Genomic DNA, 19,508 nt, shown 5'->3' with positions numbered 1-19,508 from the left:
CTCACTCCTCGATTTCCAGCCGCTGGATCTGCATACCGTCGTCGGCGACGATGTGCAAATTATCGCTGCTGCATTGTGGGCAGCGACGCACGTGCTGGCTTAGTAAGGTCACGTATTGCTGGCAGCTTTCGCACCAGCATTCCGCCTGTTGTTCTTCGATGTGCAGTGTACAGCCCTCTGCCAGGGTGCCACGGCAGACCAGATCAAAACAAAACGTCAAGGCGGCAGGTTCCACACAGGAAAATGCGCCAACTTTGATCCAGACCTCAGTTACGCGTCGGGCGGCGTGCTGTTTTGCCTGTTGTTCAATAATTTCCAGCGCGCGCTGGCACAGGGTAATTTCATGCATACTGCCTCCTCATTAATCAGGCGCGTGTTGCAATAACAATGCCAGGGTTCTTCGCTTTATTACGGCGAGGATCAAGGCGTTAATACCTTGTTTTCCGGCAAAATGGCCGCCGCTGATGGTTCCGGATATTTCATTGATGACGAAAATGACGATCGCGAATTTCCCGGACGTCAAAAATGACCAGGCGACAATTTATTAACCGGGTAAATACCACCAGTGGGTGGCGAGGAGAGAAGGTGACGGACGTATTGCTCTGTGTAGGTAACAGCATGATGGGTGACGATGGCGCAGGCCCGTTACTGGCGGAGATGTGCACGGCGAACCCAGCCGGAAACTGGCAGGTGATTGATGGGGGGAGCGCGCCCGAAAACGACGTGGTGGCGATCCGCGAGCTTCGTCCCGACAGGCTGTTGATTGTCGATGCGACAGACATGGGGCTGAACCCCGGTGAGATTCGTATTGTCGATCCGGACGATATTGCCGAGATGTTCCTGATGACCACCCATAATATGCCACTCAATTATCTGATCGATCAGTTAAAAGAGGATGTGGGGGAGGTGATTTTCCTGGGCATTCAGCCGGATATCGTCGGTTTTTATTACCCGATGACGCCTCCGGTAAAAGAGGCGGTGGAAACTGTCTATGCGCGCCTTGCCACCTGGCAGGGTAATGGCGGGTTTGCGCAGCTGGAAGCTGAAGACGAGGAGTAGGCGTCGTTTGTACCCTCACCCCGACCCTCTCCCTGAAAGGGAGAGGGAGGAGAAAACCGCCACCCCAGCCTGCTCGATCGGTCCCCTCTCCACGGGTCTGAGGGATTCCCAGTAATATTACGTTTTACAGCGATAACACCGCGCCGTAAGAATACAAAAGTTACAGCGATGACAGGGTCCGGCTGAAAATCGATGAGGCGTTGACGGCTGACCGGGGCCGCCCGCAGGGAAGCGGGCGGAGGGGATAGCCTGCAAGGACGCAGGCTGGTCCCCGACCCGAAAGTCAGACGGCATAAGGCGAATGGACCGCGTCAGCGGCGATTTTCCTGGCCGGGAGCCCGGGTCGCCAGGGTGGTGGCGGTGAGCCACCCTGGCACGTTCACGGGTTCTGTCGCGATAGAAAAGCAAAGAACATAAAGTGAACGGAATGACCACCAGAGCCGCATTTTACCCCTCATCCCGGCCCTCTCCCTGAAAGGGAGAGGGAGAAAACCGCCACTTCCGGTCTGCTCGAACGATCCCCTCGCCCCTTCGGGGAGAGGATTAGGGTGAGGGGATACCTTGGCACTTAATCCAAATCGGCCCCGTTGCTGGCAATCACCTTCTTATACCACCAGAACGATTTTTTGCGTTTGCGCGCCAGCGTACCGTTACCCGCGTCATCACGGTCAACATAGATAAACCCGTAGCGCTTGCTCATCTCACCGGTGGAGGCCGCCACCAGGTCGATACATCCCCAGGTGGTATAACCCATCACCGGAATACCGTCTGCAATGGCATCTCCCATGGCGCGGATATGCTCGCGCAGGTAGCTAATACGGTAATCGTCTTCGATTTCACCTTCGGCATTAAATTCATCTTTTGCACCCAGCCCGTTTTCCACCAGAAACAGCGGCTTCTGATAACGGTCATACATCATATTCATGGTGATACGCAGGCCCAGCGGGTCTATCCCCCATCCCCATTCACTTACCTGAATATGCGGATTACGCAGGGATTTGACGATGTTGGCCGCCGAGGTGTTTTGCGCATTCATTTCGGCTGAGGCACAGCGCGAGGCGTAATAGCTGAACGACACAAAATCGACGGTATTTTTCAGGATCTCGTCGTCACCCGCTTCTTTCTCAATGGTGACGCCTTTTTCGCGGAACACTCGGGCCGCGTAGGCCGGATAGGTACCGCGCGCCTGTACATCAATAAAGAAGAGGTTTTCCCGGTCTTTTTCCAGCGCCGTCCACACATCTTCCGGCTTACAGGAGTAGGGATAGAAATTGCCGCCTGCCAGCATGCAGCCCACCTGATTTTCCGGGTTCACCTCATGGGCGATTTTGGTCGCCAGCGCGCTGGCAATCAGTTCGTGGTGCGCCGCCTGGTATTTCACCTGGTCCTGATTTTCACCCTCTTCAAACACCAGACCTGCACCAGAATACGGGCTATGCAGCATGATGTTGATTTCATTAAAGGTCAGCCAGTATTTCACCAGACCGTCAAACGCTTCAAAACAGGTGCGGGCGTAGCGGGTAAAAAATTCCACCATTTTGCGGTTACGCCAGGAGCCATATTCGGTAACCAGATGCATCGGCACATCAAAGTGGCACAGGGTGACCAGCGGCTCAATGCCATATTTTTTGCACTCGGCAAACATGTCGCGGTAAAACGCGATGCCCTCAGCGTTCGGCGTCAGCTCATCGCCGTGCGGGTAGAGGCGACTCCATGCGATAGAGGTGCGAAAGACGGTGAAGCCCATCTCCGCCATCAGCGCGATATCGTCCTTGTAACGATGGTAGAAATCGATCGCCTGATGGCTGGGGTAGTATTCGTCTTCACGCAACGTGAAGCGTTTTTCCAGACCGAGTTTCACCGGCAGACGGTTCGCGCCGTGGGGGATAGTATCGACGGTGGTTAACCCTTTACCGCCTTCCAGATACGCCCCTTCGGCCTGGTTGGCGGCAATGGCGCCGCCCCATAAAAATCCTTTCGGAAATACAGACATGCGTTACCTCGCTTATTGAGCCCGGGCTTCATGAACAACGGCGGTGTTTGCCGCCTGCGGTTTCTGTGCCTCTGCTTCTACCGGGATATCTTCAAAACCGAGAAGCAGCGTGAGAATAAAGGAGAGCACCACCGCCAGCGCCATGACGCCGAACACCCAGACAATGGTCATTGGATTCGCCGGATCGAAGAACTGTACGCTGGTGAACAGACCAGGTGCTGCCATTGAGTGGCTGGCAAGCCCGGCAATCCCCGCGACGGCCCCACAGATAAAGCCGCTTATCAGGCTCGCAATCAGCGGACGTTTCAGGCGAACGGCCACGCCGTACAGCGCCGGTTCGGAGATTCCGGCCAGGATAGCCGAAGCCGCCGCCGCAAGGGCCGTCTGGCGCAGTTCCGGGTTTTTGGTTTTCCACGCCACCGCCAGTGATGAGCCGCCCAGCGACAGGTTGGCACCAATTTCTGACGGCATGACCATGCCTTCTTTGCCGGTCTCGGCAATGGTTTGAATGATAGTGGGGGTAAATACGCGATGCATCCCGGTCATCACCAGTAGCGGCCACAGGGCGCCCATGATGGCAACGGACAGCCAGCCCAGGTAGCCATGAATGGTGTAGACCAGCGCGGAGATGGCGCTACCGATCCAGATACCCAGCGGACCAATCAGCACGATGGCCAGCGGCGCGGCAATCAGCACAATCAGCATCGGTTTAAGGAAGTTTTTCGTCACCGCCGGGGTAATTTTGTCCACCCAACGTTCGATATACGACAGACACCAGGTCATCACCAGCGCCGGGATCACGGTGTAGGTGTATTTCACCGCCGTCACTGGCACCAGTGCGAATTCCACATGTTCTCCCTGCGCGGCTTTTGCCATCAGGTCGATAAAGCTTGGGTGCACCAGCACCCCCGCAATGGCAATTGCCAGCGACATATTGGTTTTAAACTTCACGGCGGCAGAGGCGGCAACCATCAGAGGCAGGAAGAAGAACGCGCCGTCGCCAATCACCGTCAGAATAGTCAGCGTTGAAGAACCTTTTGGCAGCAGTCCGGACATCTCCAGCACCATCGCCAGCAGTTTGACCATCGAACCGCCGATGATCGCCGGGATCAGCGGTGACATGGTGCCGATCAGCGCATCGAGAATACCTGCGCCAATGCGCTTAAGCGTCAGCGTCTGTTTCCCGACTGGTTGAGCAGGCTGCATATCGCCGGGCAGCAACGCCACCACTTCACGATAGGCATGCGACACCGTATTGCCGATGATCACCTGGCACTGGCTATCGTTACGTACCACGCCCATAACGCCGCTAATGCCTTTTAACGTCGCACTGTCAATTTTGGCGTCGTCTTTCACCACGAAGCGCAGACGCGTCATGCAATGGGTGACGGCGGCGATGTTATCAACACCGCCCAACGCGTTCACCACCGAGCCGGCAAGCGCCGCATAATTCTTCGACATCGGGTTATATCCTGTTTTATCAATAGAGTACGGCTTCATTACCCGCTTTCAGGCGGCTAATGAAACATCACATAGGAAACCGGTTCCACAAAATGATGATGAGTTTCATGCATTCAAACAAGATCAAAAATTCATCTTTATTTATTTTTGTGATGACGATCGCTTAATATTTTTTGACCTGTTTTATCCCGTTGCGACATTCTTAAATGGGTGAAGTACACTGCATGGCATCGAAATCAAACGGATAAGTAACATGACCACAATGCTTGAGGTGGCTAAGCGGGCAGGGGTGTCAAAGGCGACAGTCTCCCGCGTGCTATCGGGCAACGGCTACGTCAGCCAGGAGACCAAAGACCGGGTGTTTCAGGCGATCGAAGAGAGCGGATATCGCCCAAACTTGCTGGCGCGCAGTCTGGCGACGAACAAAACGCAAACGCTGGGGCTGGTGGTTACCAACACGTTGTATCACGGCGTCTATTTTAGCGAGCTGTTGTTTCATGCCGCACGGATGACCGAAGATCAGGGGCGGCGTTTAATTCTGGCAGACGGTAAACACAGTGCGGAAGAAGAGCGGGAAGCGATTCAATATCTGCTCGATTTAAAATGCGATGCGATCATTATCTATCCGCGTTTCTTAAGCGTTGATGAAATGGATACCCTCGTCAAAAGCCACAGCCAGCCAATTATGGTGCTTAATCGTCGTTTGCGTAAAAACAGCAGCCACTGTGTCTGGTGCGACCAAAAAACATCAAGCTTTAACGCGGTGGCGACATTAATTGCGATGGGCCACCGGGATATTGCGTTTATTACCGGTTCGCTGGATTCTCCGACCGGCATTGAACGGCTTTCTGGCTATAAAGACGCCCTGGCGCAGCATGATATTCCGTTACGTAATGATCTGATTGTACAAGGAAAGTGGTCGCCAGAAAGCGGGGCGGCAGGTGTTGAGACACTACTGTCGAACGGCGTCAATTTTAGCGCACTGGTGGCGAGCAACGATGATATGGCCATTGGCGCCATGAAGAGACTGGATGAGCGGGGAATCACCGTACCCACTCAGGTTTCGGTTATTGGTTTTGATGACATTGCTATTGCCCCGTATGTGATCCCTGCTCTTTCCAGCGTAAAAATTCCGGTCACGGAGATGATTAAAGAAACCATCGAACGGTTAATCTTTATGCTTGATGGCGGTGAGTTTAATTACCACCAGCCCTTCCTTGGCGAATTAATGTTACGTGATTCACTTATTTCCGGCCCCGCACGCTAACCTCGTCAACTGTCATCGTCACTTCTGTCGATGACAGTGTTTTGCTTAATAAAAACCAATATATAACAATGAGATAATAACTGGCATGAAACGTGTATATCCGGCGTGATGAAACTCATTGCTGGAGAAGACGATGAACCGTTTTATTATGGCGGATGCCAGTAAATGTATTGGCTGTCGCACCTGTGAAGTCGCCTGTGTAGTCTCACATCAGGAACAACAGGACTGTGCGGCCCTTACCCCTGAAACCTTTTTACCCCGTATCCACGTTATTAAAGGCGTCAACGTATCGACGGCAACACTTTGCCGCCAGTGTGAAGACGCACCCTGCGCCAATGTCTGTCCGAATGGCGCTATCAGCCGCGACAAAGGGTTTGTCCATGTCATGCAGGAACGTTGCATTGGTTGCAAAACCTGCGTGGTGGCCTGTCCTTATGGTGCCATGGAGGTTGTGGTCCGCCCGGTGGTTCGCCATAACGGCATCGGCCTGAACATGTCAGGGCAGAAGGCCGAAGCCAACAAATGCGATTTATGCTACCAACGCGAAAGTGGCCCGGCCTGTATTTCGGTATGTCCGACCAAGGCGCTGGTCTGCGTTGACCGGGAAGTGCTGGAACACATGAGCGAAGAGAAACGTCGTCGCACTGCGCTGGAAAGTGCCGTGTCGCTGGGTTTTTAAAAGATACCCGTCATTCTTCACGTTGCATGTGCGTTGGCGACTTTGCCCACGTGCCGCCTTCCTGCAACGCGAATTATTCAGGGTATAACTTTCACTTTTAACAGGTCTGTTACTGATGAAAAAAATTACGAGCGTATGTCCCTATTGCGGCGCTGGCTGCAAACTGAAATTGGTCGTGGATAATGGCAAAATTATCCGCGCCGAAGCGGCGGACGGGGAAACCAACCAGAACGAACTTTGCCTGAAAGGCTATTACGGCTGGGATTTTCTTAACGATACCAAACTGCTGACGCCTCGCCTGACGCAACCCATGATCCGCTATGAGCGTGGCGGTAAACTCACTCCGGTAAGCTGGCAAGAGGCCATTCGCTATACGGCGAAACGGCTCAGTGAAATCAAAGCCAAGTTCGGCCCCCGCTCAATTATGACCACCGGTTCATCTCGCGGTACCGGCAATGAAACCAACTACGTGATGCAGAAATTTGCCCGTGGTGTCTTACATACCAATAACGTCGACTGCTGCGCGCGTGTCTGCCACGGTCCTTCTGTTGCCGGGTTACAGCAAACCCTCGGCAACGGCGCAATGAGTAACTCCATCGGCGATATCGAAAACTCTAAATGTCTGCTTGTCTTCGGCTATAACTGCGCCGATTCGCATCCGATCGTGGCGAGAAGGGTCATTAAAGCGAAGCAGAACGGTGCGAAAATTATCGTCTGCGACCCGCGCCGTATCGAAACCGCGCGCATTGCCGACCAGCATTTGCAGCTCAAAAATGGCTGCAACATGGCGCTGGTAAATGCCTTTGGTTATGTCCTGTTGGAAGAAAAACTCTACGACCAGCGCTATGTTGCGAACTTCACCACCGGGCTGGATGCCTATCGTGAAATCGTCAAAGACTATGCGCCGGAAGCGGTTGAACATCTGACGGGCGTTCCTGCACATCAGGTGCGCGAAGCAATGCGTACCTACGCCGCCGCGCCGACCGCTACCATCATGTGGGGGATGGGCGTTACACAATTTGGTCAGGCGGTGGATGTGGTGAAAGGGCTCTCAAGCCTGGCGCTGCTGACCGGTAACCTCGGGCGTGAAAACGTCGGCGTTGGGCCGGTTCGTGGACAGAACAACGTGCAGGGCGCCTGCGACATGGGGGTTATCCCGAACCAGTTCCCGGGCTACCAGGATGTGGTTGATCCGAATGTTCGCGCCAAATTCGCCAAAGCCTGGGGTATCGATCCGGCGGTGATGGATGACAAAGTTGGCGTGCGTATCACCGAGGTGCCGCATCTGGCGCTGGAAGGCAAGGTCAAAGCCTATTACATCATGGGTGAAGATCCATTGCAGACCGAAGCCGATCTCAGTCTGGTGCGCAAAGGTTTTGAGGCGCTGGATTTTGTGGTCGTGCAGGACATCTTTATGACCAAAACCGCTGAACAGGCGGATGTGCTGCTGCCAGCCACCTCCTGGGGCGAGCACGGCGGCGTCTTTACCTGCGCGGATCGCGGATTCCAGCGTTTCGAAAAAGCGATCGAACCGCAATACGACGTCAAGCGTGACTGGGAAATCATCAGCCTTATCGCCACCGAAATGGGCTACCCGATGCATTACGACAACAACCAGCAAATCTGGGACGAAATGCGCGAACTTTGCCCGCTGTTCTACGGCGTAACGTACGAAAAAATGGGCGATATGGGACACGTTCAGTGGCCATGCCCGACGCTGGATCATCCGGGAACGCGTTATCTGTATAAAGATAACAAGTTCGATACGCCGGACGGGAAAGGCCTGCTGTTTGCAGCGCCATGGCGTGCCCCTGCCGAAGTGCCGGATGCGGATTTCCCGCTGGTACTCAGTACCGTGCGCGAAGTTGGTCATTACTCCTGTCGCTCAATGACCGGTAACTGTGCGGCGTTGCAAACGCTCGCGGATGAACCGGGTTTTGTGCAGATAAATCCGCATGATGCCGCGCAGTTAGGGATTAAAAACCGGCAACTGGTGTGGGTGGAATCACGCAGGGGGAAAGTCATCAGCCGTGCTGACGTGAATGAGCGTGTTAATACCGGTTGCGTGTACATGACTTATCAATGGTGGATTGGCGCGTGTAATGAACTGACGCAGGATAATCTCGATCCCATCTCTAAAACACCGGAAACGAAATATTGCGCGGTGCGGGTGAGTGCGATCAACGATCAGGCCTGGGCCGAGGAGTACACTCAGTCAACCTACCAGCAGATGAAGACACGCTTGCGGCATGCAGCGTTGCAATAAATAAACGATGATCCACAACGGCGTTTGTATTCGCGTCTATGGAAAAGTACAAGGGGTGGGCTTCCGCCCCTTTGTCTGGCAACTGGCGCAACAGCTCAATCTTACCGGTGATGTCTGTAATGATGCCCAGGGCGTTGAAGTACGCTTGTGGGGCGATGAACGCCGTTTTCTCCCGTTGTTATATCAGCAGTGTCCGCCGCTGGCACGTATCGACGATACGCAGGTTACGCCGTATCAGTGGCCACAGGCACCGCTCAGTTTTACCATCCGCGAGAGCGCGGGGGGCACGATGAAGACGCAAATTGTGCCCGATGCCGCCACCTGTTCCGCCTGTCTGGCGGAGATGAATGACCCGGCAGAGCGCCGCTATCGCTATCCATTTATTAATTGTACCCACTGCGGCCCGCGTTTCACCATTATTCACGCCATGCCTTATGACCGCCCTTACACCGTGATGGCTGCGTTTCCGCTGTGTCCTGCCTGCGAGGCGGAGTATCGCCATCCAGCCGATCGCCGTTTTCACGCCCAGCCCGTTGCCTGCCCGGAGTGTGGCCCGCAGCTTGAGTGGCGGAGCGGGAAACAGCAGTTGACCGGAGAAGAAGCCCTGCAGGCAGCTATTGCGCTGCTCAAATCCGGCGGGATCGTCGCGGTAAAAGGTATTGGCGGTTTTCATCTGGCGTGTGACGCGCACCGGCAGACGGCGGTACAGCATCTGCGCGCCCGTAAGCATCGCCCGGCGAAGCCGTTGGCGGTGATGCTCCCATCCGCAGACGGCCTGAACGAGGCGGCCATCCGTTTGTTAACCACGCCCGCCGCGCCGATCGTGCTGGTGGCGAAAACGTTGCTGCCAGAACTGTGTCCGGCCATCGCTCCGGGGCTCGATGAGGTGGGGGTGATGCTGCCCGCGAATCCGTTACAACATCTGTTAGCCCAGGCGTTGCAGCGTCCACTGGTGATGACATCCGGCAACCTGAGCGGCAAGCCACCAGCGCTGACAAATGTCCAGGCCCTGGATGACCTGGCGGAGATAGCGGACGGGTTTCTGCTGCACAACCGCGATATCGTGCAGCGTATGGACGATTCGGTGGTGCGCGAGAGCGGCGAAATGTTACGCCGCTCGCGTGGCTATGTGCCGGATGCCGTGCAACTGCCGCCCGGATTTCGCGCTGTCCCGCCCACACTATGCCTGGGAGCGGATATGAAAAACACCTTCTGCCTGGTGCGGGATGACAGCGCCGTGTTAAGCCAGCATTTCGGGGATTTAACGGATGAAGGCGTCGAGACGCAGTGGCGTAACGCATTACGTCTGATGCAGGCGATCTATGACTTTACCCCCGAGCAGGTGGTCGCCGACGCGCATACGGGCTATCGTGCCAGCCAGTGGGCGCAGGAGACGGGACTTGCACGGCAAACGGTGTTGCACCACCACGCACATATCGCGGCTACGCTCGCAGAGCATGGCTGGCCGCGCGATGGAGGGGATGTGATTGCCCTGGCGCTGGACGGCATCGGCATGGGGGAAAAGGGGGCGCTGTGGGGGGGCGAATGCCTGCGCGTCAATTATCGCGAGGTTGAGCATCTGGGCGGTTTGCCCGCCGTGGCGCTCCCCGGCGGCGATCTGGCGGCAACTCAGCCGTGGCGCAACCTGCTGGCACAGATGCTGGCATTTGTCCCCGACTGGCCGTCGTTCCCGGAAACCGCTGTGCTGCAACGGCAGAACTGGCCGGTGCTGGCGCGGGCTATCGCGCGCAATATCAATGCGCCGCTGGCGTCGTCTGCCGGGCGACTGTTTGATGCCGTCGCCTGTGCGCTGGACTGTGCGCCGTTGCAGTTAAGTTATGAAGGGGAGGCGGCCTGTCGGCTGGAAGTGCTGGCCATGGGGGGCGAGGATGTCACGCATCCGGTTACGCTGCCGTTGAATGGCAACACGCTTGATTTAGCCACCTTCTGGCAGCAATGGCTGGCGTGGCAGGCGCCAGCTGCACAGCGTGCCTGGGCCTTTCACGATGCGCTGGCTCGCGGGCTTGCGCAGCTTGCCAGCCAGGAGGCCGATGCGCGGCAGATTACCACGCTCGCCTTTGGCGGCGGCGTGCTGCATAACCGACTGCTGAAAGCCCGTTTGTCGCGTTATCTGGCAGATTATACGTTGCTCTTCCCGCAGCGTTTTCCCGCAGGCGATGGCGCAATTGCGTTGGGGCAGGGCGTTATCGCCGCCGCGCGGAGTCTGGCGGGAGACTGAGACGACGTCCCCGGTGGCGCTGCGCTTACCGGGGCTACAAAACCAATCGGTGCCAGGAAACACCTTGCGGTCTGTTCCCCCTCACCCCAACCCTCTCCCTCAGGCAGAGGAATCCCCAGAAATATTACGTTTTACAGCGATAACACCCCGTCATGAGAATAAAACCGTGACAGCGATGACAGGGTCCGGCTGAAAATCGATGAGGCGTTGACGGCTGACCGGGGCCGCCCGCAGGGACGCGGGCGGAGGGGATAGCCTGCAAGGACGCAGGCTGGTCCCCGACCCGAAAGTCAGACGGCATAAGCCTCATGGACCGCGCCAGCGGCGATTTTCCTGGCCGGGAGCCCGGGTCGCCAGGGTGGTGGCGGTGAGCCACCCTGGCACGTTCACGGGTTCTGTCGCGATAGAAAAGCACAGAACATAAGGTGAACGGAATGACCACCAGAGCCGCATTTTCCCCTCACCCTGGCCCTCTCCCAGGGAGAGGGAGAAAATCGTTCTGTGTTCACAAGCCGGATAAGGCGTTTTGCGCCGCATCCGGGAAGGGCCACAGGCTCTCAAACGGGCAACGCTTTCAACAGCGCGAACGCCTCCTTCATTCGATCTTCGCTTACCACAAAGGCACGCAACTGGCCTTCATCGTTCAGGCCGCGGGCGACCATACCCTGTGCTTCGGTGGTGATATGCCAGTTCAAATCCCGGCGTGCGGTCTCGCCTGCCAGATGCAACGGCATCTCCGGCGTTTTGACTTTGACCAGCATGGCAGGCAGCTTAAGCGGTACCGTTACCCCGGATAGATTTTTCGCCAGATACATGGCGCTAAGCTGAATCGGCTGCAGGAACGGCAGCAGCTTACCGTCGATCGCCGCACAGTCGCCGAGCGCATAAATATCCGGATTGCTGGTTTGCAGGTAACTGTTCACGCAAACGCCACCATTAACTGCCAGCCCGGCGCTGCGGGCCAGTTCGGTTTCTGCGCGCAGCCCGGTGGCGGCAATCACCGCATCCACTGCAATACTGCGCTGCCTGTCGAGCGTGGCGCAGATGCCGTTCTCTGTTTTCTCAAGTGCCATAAGCTGTGATTTCAACAGAAGATGCACGCCCATCCCGGTCAGTCGATGTTGCAGGCGGCTACTCACTTCTGGCGGCATCAGCGAAGAGAGAATACTGGCTTCGCTGTCCACCAGCGTCACCGCTTTCCCCGCGCGACAAAAATCCATTGCCAGCTCGCTGCCAATCAATCCGCCGCCGATAATCAGCACCCGCTGCGCGTCACGCAGTTGCGTTTCGCAGGCCTGATACTCCTGCTGACTGTTAAGGGTAAGCATCAGCTCGCTGCCTGCGACGGGGGGGATAAACGCACGGGCGCCGGTTGCCAGCACCAGCTTATCGTACCGCCACTGGTTATCGGCACTTTTGATGACTTTCGCCTCAGCATCCAGTGCCGTCACCCGTGTATGCGGGAACAGGCGCAGGTTGAACTGCTCAGCGAAATCCCCCGCCGACTGGCGGGTAAGATCTCTGGCACGCTGTCCAAGGCTGATGACATGGCTCAGATCCGGCTTGTTGTACTCATCCATATTGTCACTGGCGATAAGCGTCAGCGGCGTGGTGGTATCTGTCTTACGGATGTTTTTGACCAGTTGTCTGGCGGCAAATCCCGAGCCAATAATCACGATACCTGCGCTCATACCGCCTCCGTTGCCAGCACATCGAAGACTTCTTTGCCCAGTGAACATTCCGGGCAAAGAAAAGTATCCGGCACATCGCACCAGGCGGTTCCTGGCGCCACATCCTGCAGTGGCTCGCCTTTTGCCGGATCGTAAACCCACTGGCAGACGCTGCATTGCATAGACGGACCTAAATCAGCGGCGGCTTTTGCGGCACAGGCACAGGCGGACTCCTCAACCGGGGTGGTTTTAAGCGGTGTTGGCAGCGGAGCGAGCGCCCACTGGCGGGCAATTTCCCGACCGTGTTGACGGCAGAGTTCCAGCGCGTCGATATCCGGACGCCATTTGGCTTTCAGGCTCAACGACATCTCAAATCCCGCATCCTGTAGACGGGTGGACAGACGATCCACCGCGCCGCCGCTCCAGCCGTGCGAGCCGAAGGCGCTGGCACGTTTGTTACGAAAACGCAGACCGGTTATCTCTTCGACCAGACCGGCGATTTTCGGCATCATCACGTTGTTCATGGTGGAGGTGCCAACCAGCACGCCTTTGGAGCGGAAGACGTTGGTCAGGATGTCGTTTTTGTCGCTGCGGGAGACGTTGAAAATTTTCACCGCCACGTTCGGGTCAACTTCGTTAATGCCCTGGGCAATCGCGTCCGCCATCATGCGGGTGTTATTCGACATGGTGTCGTAGAAGAGGGTGATACGGTCTTCCTGATAATCCGCTGCCCATTTCAGGTACAGCTCCACGATCTGCGTTGGGTTCTCACGCCATACCACGCCGTGCGAGGTGGCAATCATGTCCACCGGCAGGTTGAAGCCGAGGATCTCGGTGATTTTCGGCGTCACCAGGCGGCTGAACGGCGTGAGGATATTGGCGTAGTAACGCTGGCACTGCTCGAACAGTTCGGTCTGGTCCACTTCGTCGTTGAACAGGCGTTCATCGCAGTAGTGCTGGCCGAAGGCATCGTTACTGAACAGCACCGCATCGCCGGTCATATAGGTCATCATGCTGTCCGGCCAGTGCAGCATCGGGGTTTCGACGAAAATCAGTTGCTTGCCATTGCCGATATCCAGGCTGTCACCGGTTTTTACGGTGTGGAAATTCCACTCCGGATGGTGGTGGTGACCGTTGATGGAGTCGATGGCATTGGTGGTGCAATAAATTGGGGTGTTCGGAATGTAAGACATCAGCTCGGTGAGCGCGCCCGCATGGTCTTCTTCTGCGTGGTTGATAATGATGTAGTCAATGGCGTTGAGATCGATCTCCGCGCGCAGGTTCTGCACAAATTCGCGGCTGAATTTATGATCGACGGTATCAATCAGTACGTTTTTGCCTTCACGGATGAGATAGCTGTTGTAGCTGCTGCCGCGCAGCGTTTTGTATTCGGTCCCGTGGAAGTCACGCACTTCCCAGTCACGTTGCCCAACCCAATGAATGTTATTTTTTACGTGAATAGCCATTTTTGTTTACCTGTTCTGTATTAAAAAGATGTGATAGCTATTTCAAGATGCGTGCCAATTTTTATTTAATTGATTTGTATGTATTTATTTTTATTTAACCCCTGATGGGTAGTCGAAATGACTATGAAAAAGACTGTCATTATGACAACCTGCATTGTCAAAATGACTGCGAGGCGATGATGAGTTTTTCGGTAAATGTGCTGGCGGGTATCGCCATTGAATTACAGAGCGGCATTGGCCATGCCGACCGTTTTCAGCGTCTGATTACCACGCTGCGCCAGGTGCTGGAATGTGACGCTTCGGCACTGCTGCGCTATGACGTGCGACAATTTATCCCGCTGGCAATTGATGGCCTTGCGCAGGATGTGCTGGGACGGCGCTTTACGCTGGAAGGGCACCCGCGGCTGGAGGCGATTGCCCGTGCCGGGGATGTGGTGCGTTTCCCGGCAGACAGCACGTTGCCGGACCCGTATGACGGGCTGATCCCCGGCCAGGAGAGCCTGAAAGTGCACGCCTGTGTGGGGCTGCCCCTGTTTGCCGGACAGAGCCTGATTGGCGCGCTCACCCTTGATGGCATGGCGCCGGATCAGTTCGATAGCTTTAGCGATGAAGAACTGCGTCTGATTGCGGCGCTGGCGGCAGGGGCGCTCAACAATGCGCTGCTCATTGAAAAACTCGAAAGCCAGAATATGGCGCCCGGCCTGCCGACCATCTTTGAACAGGTCGCGCACACCGAAATGATCGGTCTTTCACAGGGCATGGCGCAGCTTAAAAAAGAGATAGAGATTGTCGCCGGTTCCGATTTGAACGTGCTGATAAGCGGCGAGACCGGCACTGGCAAAGAGTTGGTAGCAAAAGCCATCCATGAAAACTCGCCCCGTGCGACAGACGCGCTGGTCTATCTTAATTGTGCCGCGCTGCCGGAAAGCGTGGCGGAAAGCGAGCTGTTTGGCCATGTCAAAGGGGCGTTTACCGGGGCCATCAGCAACCGTAGCGGTAAATTTGAAATGGCCGATAACGGCACGTTGTTTCTGGATGAGATCGGCGAGCTGTCGCTGGCGCTGCAGGCAAAGCTACTGCGGGTGCTGCAATACGGCGATATTCAGCGTGTCGGGGACGATCGCAGCCTGCGGGTGGACGTACGCGTACTGGCCGCCACCAACCGTGATCTGCGTGAAGAGGTGCTGGCCGGGCGTTTTCGCGCCGATCTGTTTCACCGCCTGAGCGTGTTTCCGCTGGTTGTTCCGCCGCTGCGTGAACGCGGTGAGGATGTGGTGCTACTGGCAGGGTATTTCTGCGAGCAGTGCCGTCTGCGCCTTGGCCTGGAGCGTGTGGTGCTCAGCCCCGGCGCGCGGGCGCATCTGCTGGCCTACCGTTGGCCTGGAAATGTGCGGGAGCTGGAACATGCTATCCACCGTGCGATTGTGCTGGCGCGCGGTACGCGAAGCGGGGATGACATCGTACTGGAAACGCGCCATTTTGCGCTGAACGATGAGGCGGAACAGAGTATGGTGACCCGCCAGGCATTCTCCGTGGAGAGACAAAATTTGCGGGAAGCGACCGATAATTTTCAGCGTACCGCCATTCGTCAGGCGCTGGAACAAAGCCAGCATAACTGGGCCGCCAGCGCGCGGATGCTGGAGATGGACGTCGCCAACCTGCATCGGCTGGCGAAACGTCTGGGACTGAAGGATTAAATAATTCCGGCCTGATAGAAGGCCTGCAGGTTAATCGCGCCCACCAGCTTGCCGCTGTCATCCACTACCGGGGCAGCGGAGATCTTGCGTTTCATCAGCAACTCTTTGGCATCGATAGCGCGGCTGTCGGCATTAAGGGTGATGCCGCCTTTCGTCATCGCTTCACTGATGTTCGCATCCAGCGCACCGCCGGCAACCAGCCAGCGTCGCAGGTCGCCGTCGGAGAAAATGCCCAGAATCTCCTGTGCATCATCGCAGACGGCCACCATCCCCATCCCCGTATGGCTAAGTTCCAGCATCGCGTCCATCACCGTGGCGTCTATGCGCACATGGGGGATATCTTCTTTACGCATCAGATGATGCACTTTATTCAGCAGGCGTGCGCCGAGCGCCCCTGCCGGATGCGAGCGGGCAAAATCTTCCTCGTTAAACCCACGCGCCTGCATCACGGCCATCGCCAGCGCGTCACCGAGCATCAGCGTATTGACGGTGCTGGAGGTGGGTGCCAGTAACATTGGACAGGCTTCGCGTTCAACGGAAATATCCAGCACCGCGTCCGCCGCCAGCGCCAGCGGCGACAGGGATTTACCGGTCATTGCCAGCACGGTCACTGAGCGTTCCTGTAACTGCGGCAGGATCAGATCCAGCTCTTTGGCCGAGCCGGAATAGGAGATAAAGAGCAACACATCACGGCTTTCGATCATCCCTAAATCGCCGTGCAGGGCTTCTGCCGCATGGACAAAAAAGGCAGGCGTGCCGGTGCTGGCGAGGGTGGCGGCAATCTTTTTGCCAATATGGCCGGACTTGCCAATACCCGAGACAATCACTTTGCCCCGGCAATGAATAATGGCATTCGCGGCGCGTAAAAACGCCTCGCCCAGGCGCTCCGGCAGGCGGCTTGCTTCCTGCAGCTCCAGCAGTAGCGTCTGACGCGCGGTATTCAGTAAAAGCTCACTCATGTTTTTCTCCGGCTACGATCACTTCTATCCCTTTCTCTTCCAGTGCGGCACGAAAATCAGCCGGGATCCCGGCATCGGTGATTAATTTATCGACACTTTCCAGGCTGCATACAATGTTTGGGCTTTTGCGGCCAAACTTGGACGAATCCGCCATCAGGATCACTTCCCGCGCCGCGTTGCACATGGCTTTACTGACGGTAAAAACTTCATTAAAAGTGGTGACCCCCGCATTCAAATCGATGCCATCAGTACCCATAAAGAGTTTGTCGAAGCTGAAATGTTCGAAGGCATTTTCCGCCAGTTGCCCATGGAAAGAGGCGGATTTTTTACGAAAGGTTCCCCCCGGCATCAGGATGGTTTGCTCATTATCGAGTTCCGAAAGCGCATTGACGATATGCAGGCTATTGGTCATTACGGTGATGTTATTGAAATGGCTCAATAAAGGGACCATCTGCAGCACGGTGCTGCCCGCGTCGAGAATGATGGAATCGCCATCCTGAATAAAGCCCACGGCGGTTTCGGCAATCAGCCCTTTTTGCAGGGTGTTGATGAGGGTTTTATGGTCGATCGGTGGGTCGGCTTCGTCTTTATTGAGCACGACGCCGCCATAGGTGCGGATGACCGCGCCGGAGTGTTCCAGCACCACTAAATCTTTCCGTATGGTGGTGCCCGTGGTGTCGAAGTGTGCTGACAGCTCTTCAACAGAACATTTTCCCTGCTTTTGCAGATGCTCAAGAATGGCTGCCTGCCGCTGACGTGGTTTCATGGGCGCTTTTATCCTGCGTTAAGTTGCAAAATGATAATTTCGCAAGCTCATTGCGTTCACAACGAAATTATCCATGTTTCAATTTAAGCGCTAATAATAGAGCATTCTGACAGCCTGGATCATGGGGAAAGATCACATCAGGCTCTAATTCCTCCCGTTTGAGGCCGATTAAGGTATCGATTTTCGCGGGCCTGGCGAAAACAGTGAGTCCGCGCATCAGCAGGGTATCGACGACGCGGTCCTGTTTATCGAAGGCAACCGCAAGGACAACGCGTGGTTTGAAACGGCCGCCGGAGCGCCCGACACCAACGCGTCCTTGCTGGCAGAGGAGATCAAATGCGCGGTTAAACTGGCGGATCTGCCAGCCGCCCAGCGCCAGTTGGCTGAGCCAGGCGATGACAGCAACAGTAATCAGTGCAGAAACCATTATTTCTCCTTTTCCCGGATGGCGGCGCAAGCGCCTTGTCCGGGCTACGATCTGGTTACCCCGGTAAGCGCAGCGCCGCCGGGGAATCTCTCGGATGGCGGCGCAAGCGCCTTGTCCGGGCTACGATCTGGTTACCCCGGTAAGCGCAGCGCCGCCGGGGAATCTCCCGGATGGCGGCGCAAGCGCCTTGTCCGGGCTACGATCTGGTAGCCCCGGTAAGCGCAGCGCCGCCGGGGAATCTCCCGGATGGCGGCGTAAACGCCTTGTCCGGGCTACGATCTGGTAGCCCCGGTAAGCGCAGCGCCACCGGGGATCTCCCGGATGGCGGCGTAAACGCCTTGTCAGAGCTGCGATCTGGTAGCCCCGGTAAGCGCAGCGCCGCCGGGAATCTCCCGGATGGCGGCGTAAACGCCTTGTCCGGGCTACGATCTGGTAGCCCCGGTAAGCGCAGCGCCACCGGGGAATCTCCCGGATGGCGGCGTAAACGCCTTGTCCGGGCTACGATCTGATAGCCCCGGTAAGCGCAGCGCCGCCGGGAATCTCCCGGATGGCGGCGTAAGCGCCTTGTCCGGGCTACGATCTGGTAGCCCCGGTAAGCGCAGCGCCACCGGGGGATCTCCCGGATTGCGGCGTAAACGCTTTGTCCGGGCTACGATCTGGTAGCCCCGGTAAGCGCAGCGCCGCCGGGGAATCTCCTGGATGGCGGCGTAAACGCCTTGTCAGAGCTACGATCTGGTAGCCCCGGTAAGCGCAGCGCCACCGGGGATCCTTCTGTCAGAACATCACCTGCCCGCCGGTAATATTGATCGACTGCCCGGTACAGTAAGAGGCTCTTGCGCTTGCGTAAAACAGCAGCACATCCAGCACATCCTGATAATCGCAACCGCGTTTTAGCGGGACCTTATCGATGTAATGCTGCTCAACTTTCTCGGCGGCAATCCCCAGTTTGCTGGCATATTGCGGAATCAGGGACTGGAACATCGGTGATTTCAACAGGTTACCCAGCATCAACGAGTGAACGGTAATCCCGTATTCCGCGAGATCCAACGCCAGCGACTGTGTCAGGCCCACGCCGCCAAATTTTGCCGCGCTGTAGCCGGAGTTGTGCTTGCTGCCCACCTTACCGGACTTCGAGTTGATCTGAATAATGCGTCCCTTAATGCCGTCGCGGATCATCAGGCGTGAGAATTCGCGGGCGCAGAGAAAATATCCCACCAGATTAACCTGCAATGAGCGGTCAAAATCCCCGAGCTGCACATCGCTGATAAACGCCGCTTTGGCAATGCCCGCGCTATAAACCAGTAAATCCGTGCGGCCAAAGATCTCATCCACGCCGCGGGCGAGCGCCAGTACGCTCTGCTCGCTGGTGGCATCAGCGCCAAAACCGTAGGCCGCGCCTTCGCCGAACTCGGCGTTAATCTCTTGTGCCACGGTAGCGGCCTTATCACTTTGAATATCCACTACCGCCACGCGATAACCCTCTGCGGCCAGCCCACGGCTGAGGAACGCCCCGAGCGTTTGCCCCCCGCCAATGACAACGGCAACCTGTTTCATACTTT

The 19,508-nt window shown here is 56.5% G+C and carries 16 protein-coding genes; 7 read left to right on the top strand and 9 right to left on the bottom strand.

Going from position 1 to position 19,508, the window contains the following annotated elements; all coding sequences use genetic code 11:
- Position 1: 1 nt before the first annotated feature.
- The gene (gene hypA, locus L2097_RS22095) at positions 2 to 349 is read right to left on the bottom strand and encodes a hydrogenase maturation nickel metallochaperone HypA (RefSeq protein WP_047369113.1); all 348 of its coding nucleotides are present in this window, start codon (positions 347 to 349) and stop codon (positions 2 to 4) included.
- A gap of 236 nt (positions 350 to 585) precedes the next feature.
- Between hypA and hycI the strand changes: the two genes are divergently transcribed.
- Positions 586 to 1,059, top strand: a complete 474-nt coding sequence (gene hycI, locus L2097_RS22090) for a hydrogenase maturation peptidase HycI (protein WP_229222758.1) — start codon at positions 586 to 588, stop codon at positions 1,057 to 1,059.
- A 568-nt stretch (positions 1,060 to 1,627) separates the two neighbouring features.
- Here hycI and L2097_RS22085 read toward each other — a convergent pair.
- Together L2097_RS22085 and ascF are read right to left on the bottom strand one after the other, a co-directional pair.
- On the bottom strand, positions 1,628 to 3,052 hold the full coding sequence (locus L2097_RS22085) for a 6-phospho-beta-glucosidase (RefSeq protein WP_085006895.1): 1,425 nt from the start codon (positions 3,050 to 3,052) through the stop codon (positions 1,628 to 1,630).
- A gap of 12 nt (positions 3,053 to 3,064) precedes the next feature.
- Entirely contained in the window at positions 3,065 to 4,513 is a 1,449-nt protein-coding gene (ascF, locus tag L2097_RS22080) for a PTS cellobiose/arbutin/salicin transporter subunit IIBC (protein ID WP_103281305.1), read from the bottom strand.
- A gap of 253 nt (positions 4,514 to 4,766) precedes the next feature.
- Here ascF and L2097_RS22075 point away from each other — a divergent pair, with 253 nt between their 5' ends.
- The 4 genes from L2097_RS22075 to hypF all read left to right on the top strand — a co-directional run bounded on the left by L2097_RS22075 (position 4,767) and on the right by hypF (position 10,964).
- Positions 4,767 to 5,780, top strand: a complete 1,014-nt coding sequence (locus L2097_RS22075) for a LacI family DNA-binding transcriptional regulator (RefSeq protein ID WP_085006893.1) — start codon at positions 4,767 to 4,769, stop codon at positions 5,778 to 5,780.
- Between the two features lie 133 nt (positions 5,781 to 5,913).
- The gene (hydN, locus tag L2097_RS22070) at positions 5,914 to 6,459 is read left to right on the top strand and encodes an electron transport protein HydN (protein WP_047369118.1); all 546 of its coding nucleotides are present in this window, start codon (positions 5,914 to 5,916) and stop codon (positions 6,457 to 6,459) included.
- Positions 6,460 to 6,574: 115 nt separating this feature from the next.
- A complete protein-coding gene (fdhF, locus tag L2097_RS22065) occupies positions 6,575 to 8,725 on the top strand; it encodes a formate dehydrogenase subunit alpha (protein ID WP_085006892.1) in 2,151 nt (716 codons plus the stop codon).
- Between the two features lie 7 nt (positions 8,726 to 8,732).
- A complete protein-coding gene (hypF, locus tag L2097_RS22060) occupies positions 8,733 to 10,964 on the top strand; it encodes a carbamoyltransferase HypF (RefSeq protein ID WP_250353671.1) in 2,232 nt (743 codons plus the stop codon).
- Between the two features lie 557 nt (positions 10,965 to 11,521).
- Here the strand turns inward: hypF and norW are convergent.
- Complete coding sequence (gene norW / locus L2097_RS22055; RefSeq protein ID WP_250353670.1) at positions 11,522 to 12,655, bottom strand: NADH:flavorubredoxin reductase NorW; 1,134 nt, start codon at positions 12,653 to 12,655, stop codon at positions 11,522 to 11,524.
- Complete coding sequence (norV, locus tag L2097_RS22050) at positions 12,652 to 14,100, bottom strand: anaerobic nitric oxide reductase flavorubredoxin (protein ID WP_250353669.1); 1,449 nt, start codon at positions 14,098 to 14,100, stop codon at positions 12,652 to 12,654. Before norV ends, norW begins: the two co-directional genes overlap by 4 nt.
- A gap of 179 nt (positions 14,101 to 14,279) precedes the next feature.
- On the opposite strand from norV, the gene norR reads away from it, so the two are divergent.
- Complete coding sequence (gene norR, locus L2097_RS22045; protein WP_250353701.1) at positions 14,280 to 15,797, top strand: nitric oxide reductase transcriptional regulator NorR; 1,518 nt, start codon at positions 14,280 to 14,282, stop codon at positions 15,795 to 15,797.
- Here the strand turns inward: norR and gutQ are convergent.
- The 3 genes from gutQ to gutM all read right to left on the bottom strand — a co-directional run bounded on the left by gutQ (position 15,794) and on the right by gutM (position 17,949).
- Positions 15,794 to 16,756 (bottom strand): arabinose-5-phosphate isomerase GutQ, encoded by a 963-nt coding sequence (gutQ, locus tag L2097_RS22040; RefSeq protein WP_047369124.1) that lies wholly within the window; start codon positions 16,754 to 16,756, stop codon positions 15,794 to 15,796. The two genes, norR and gutQ, sit on opposite strands and share 4 nt — an antisense overlap.
- Positions 16,749 to 17,522, bottom strand: a complete 774-nt coding sequence (gene srlR / locus L2097_RS22035; RefSeq protein ID WP_047369125.1) for a glucitol operon DNA-binding transcriptional repressor SrlR — start codon at positions 17,520 to 17,522, stop codon at positions 16,749 to 16,751. The genes gutQ and srlR overlap by 8 nt, the downstream gene beginning before the upstream one ends.
- A gap of 67 nt (positions 17,523 to 17,589) precedes the next feature.
- A complete protein-coding gene (gene gutM / locus L2097_RS22030) occupies positions 17,590 to 17,949 on the bottom strand; it encodes a transcriptional regulator GutM (protein ID WP_047369126.1) in 360 nt (119 codons plus the stop codon).
- A gap of 170 nt (positions 17,950 to 18,119) precedes the next feature.
- Between gutM and L2097_RS22025 the strand changes: the two genes are divergently transcribed.
- Positions 18,120 to 18,458 (top strand): hypothetical protein, encoded by a 339-nt coding sequence (locus L2097_RS22025; RefSeq protein ID WP_250353668.1) that lies wholly within the window; start codon positions 18,120 to 18,122, stop codon positions 18,456 to 18,458.
- A 265-nt stretch (positions 18,459 to 18,723) separates the two neighbouring features.
- On the opposite strand, the gene srlD is transcribed toward L2097_RS22025, so the two are convergent.
- Positions 18,724 to 19,503 (bottom strand): sorbitol-6-phosphate dehydrogenase, encoded by a 780-nt coding sequence (gene srlD / locus L2097_RS22020; RefSeq protein ID WP_047369127.1) that lies wholly within the window; start codon positions 19,501 to 19,503, stop codon positions 18,724 to 18,726.
- Positions 19,504 to 19,508 lie beyond the last annotated feature (5 nt).

Origin of the sequence: Citrobacter sp. MNAZ 1397, from assembly GCF_023613995.1 — a bacterium.
Taxonomy (GTDB): domain Bacteria; phylum Pseudomonadota; class Gammaproteobacteria; order Enterobacterales; family Enterobacteriaceae; genus Phytobacter; species Phytobacter ursingii.
This window is presented reverse-complemented; position numbering and strand designations above follow the sequence as displayed.

Excerpts from the sequence above, each read along its gene's own strand:
- hypA (WP_047369113.1), bottom strand. The coding sequence starts at position 349 with ATGCATGAAATTACCCTGTGCCAGCGCGCGCTGGAAATTATTGAACAA.
- L2097_RS22085 (WP_085006895.1), bottom strand. The coding sequence starts at position 3,052 with ATGTCTGTATTTCCGAAAGGATTTTTATGGGGCGGCGCCATTGCCGCC.
- ascF (WP_103281305.1), bottom strand. The coding sequence starts at position 4,513 with ATGTCGAAGAATTATGCGGCGCTTGCCGGCTCGGTGGTGAACGCGTTG.
- L2097_RS22075 (WP_085006893.1), top strand. The coding sequence starts at position 4,767 with ATGACCACAATGCTTGAGGTGGCTAAGCGGGCAGGGGTGTCAAAGGCG.
- hydN (WP_047369118.1), top strand. The coding sequence starts at position 5,914 with ATGAACCGTTTTATTATGGCGGATGCCAGTAAATGTATTGGCTGTCGC.
- fdhF (WP_085006892.1), top strand. The coding sequence starts at position 6,575 with ATGAAAAAAATTACGAGCGTATGTCCCTATTGCGGCGCTGGCTGCAAA.
- hypF (WP_250353671.1), top strand. The coding sequence starts at position 8,733 with ATGATCCACAACGGCGTTTGTATTCGCGTCTATGGAAAAGTACAAGGG.
- norW (WP_250353670.1), bottom strand. The coding sequence starts at position 12,655 with ATGAGCGCAGGTATCGTGATTATTGGCTCGGGATTTGCCGCCAGACAA.
- norV (WP_250353669.1), bottom strand. The coding sequence starts at position 14,100 with ATGGCTATTCACGTAAAAAATAACATTCATTGGGTTGGGCAACGTGAC.
- norR (WP_250353701.1), top strand. The coding sequence starts at position 14,280 with ATGAGTTTTTCGGTAAATGTGCTGGCGGGTATCGCCATTGAATTACAG.
- gutQ (WP_047369124.1), bottom strand. The coding sequence starts at position 16,756 with ATGAGTGAGCTTTTACTGAATACCGCGCGTCAGACGCTACTGCTGGAG.
- srlR (WP_047369125.1), bottom strand. The coding sequence starts at position 17,522 with ATGAAACCACGTCAGCGGCAGGCAGCCATTCTTGAGCATCTGCAAAAG.
- gutM (WP_047369126.1), bottom strand. The coding sequence starts at position 17,949 with ATGGTTTCTGCACTGATTACTGTTGCTGTCATCGCCTGGCTCAGCCAA.
- L2097_RS22025 (WP_250353668.1), top strand. The coding sequence starts at position 18,120 with ATGGCGGCGCAAGCGCCTTGTCCGGGCTACGATCTGGTAGCCCCGGTA.
- srlD (WP_047369127.1), bottom strand. The coding sequence starts at position 19,503 with ATGAAACAGGTTGCCGTTGTCATTGGCGGGGGGCAAACGCTCGGGGCG.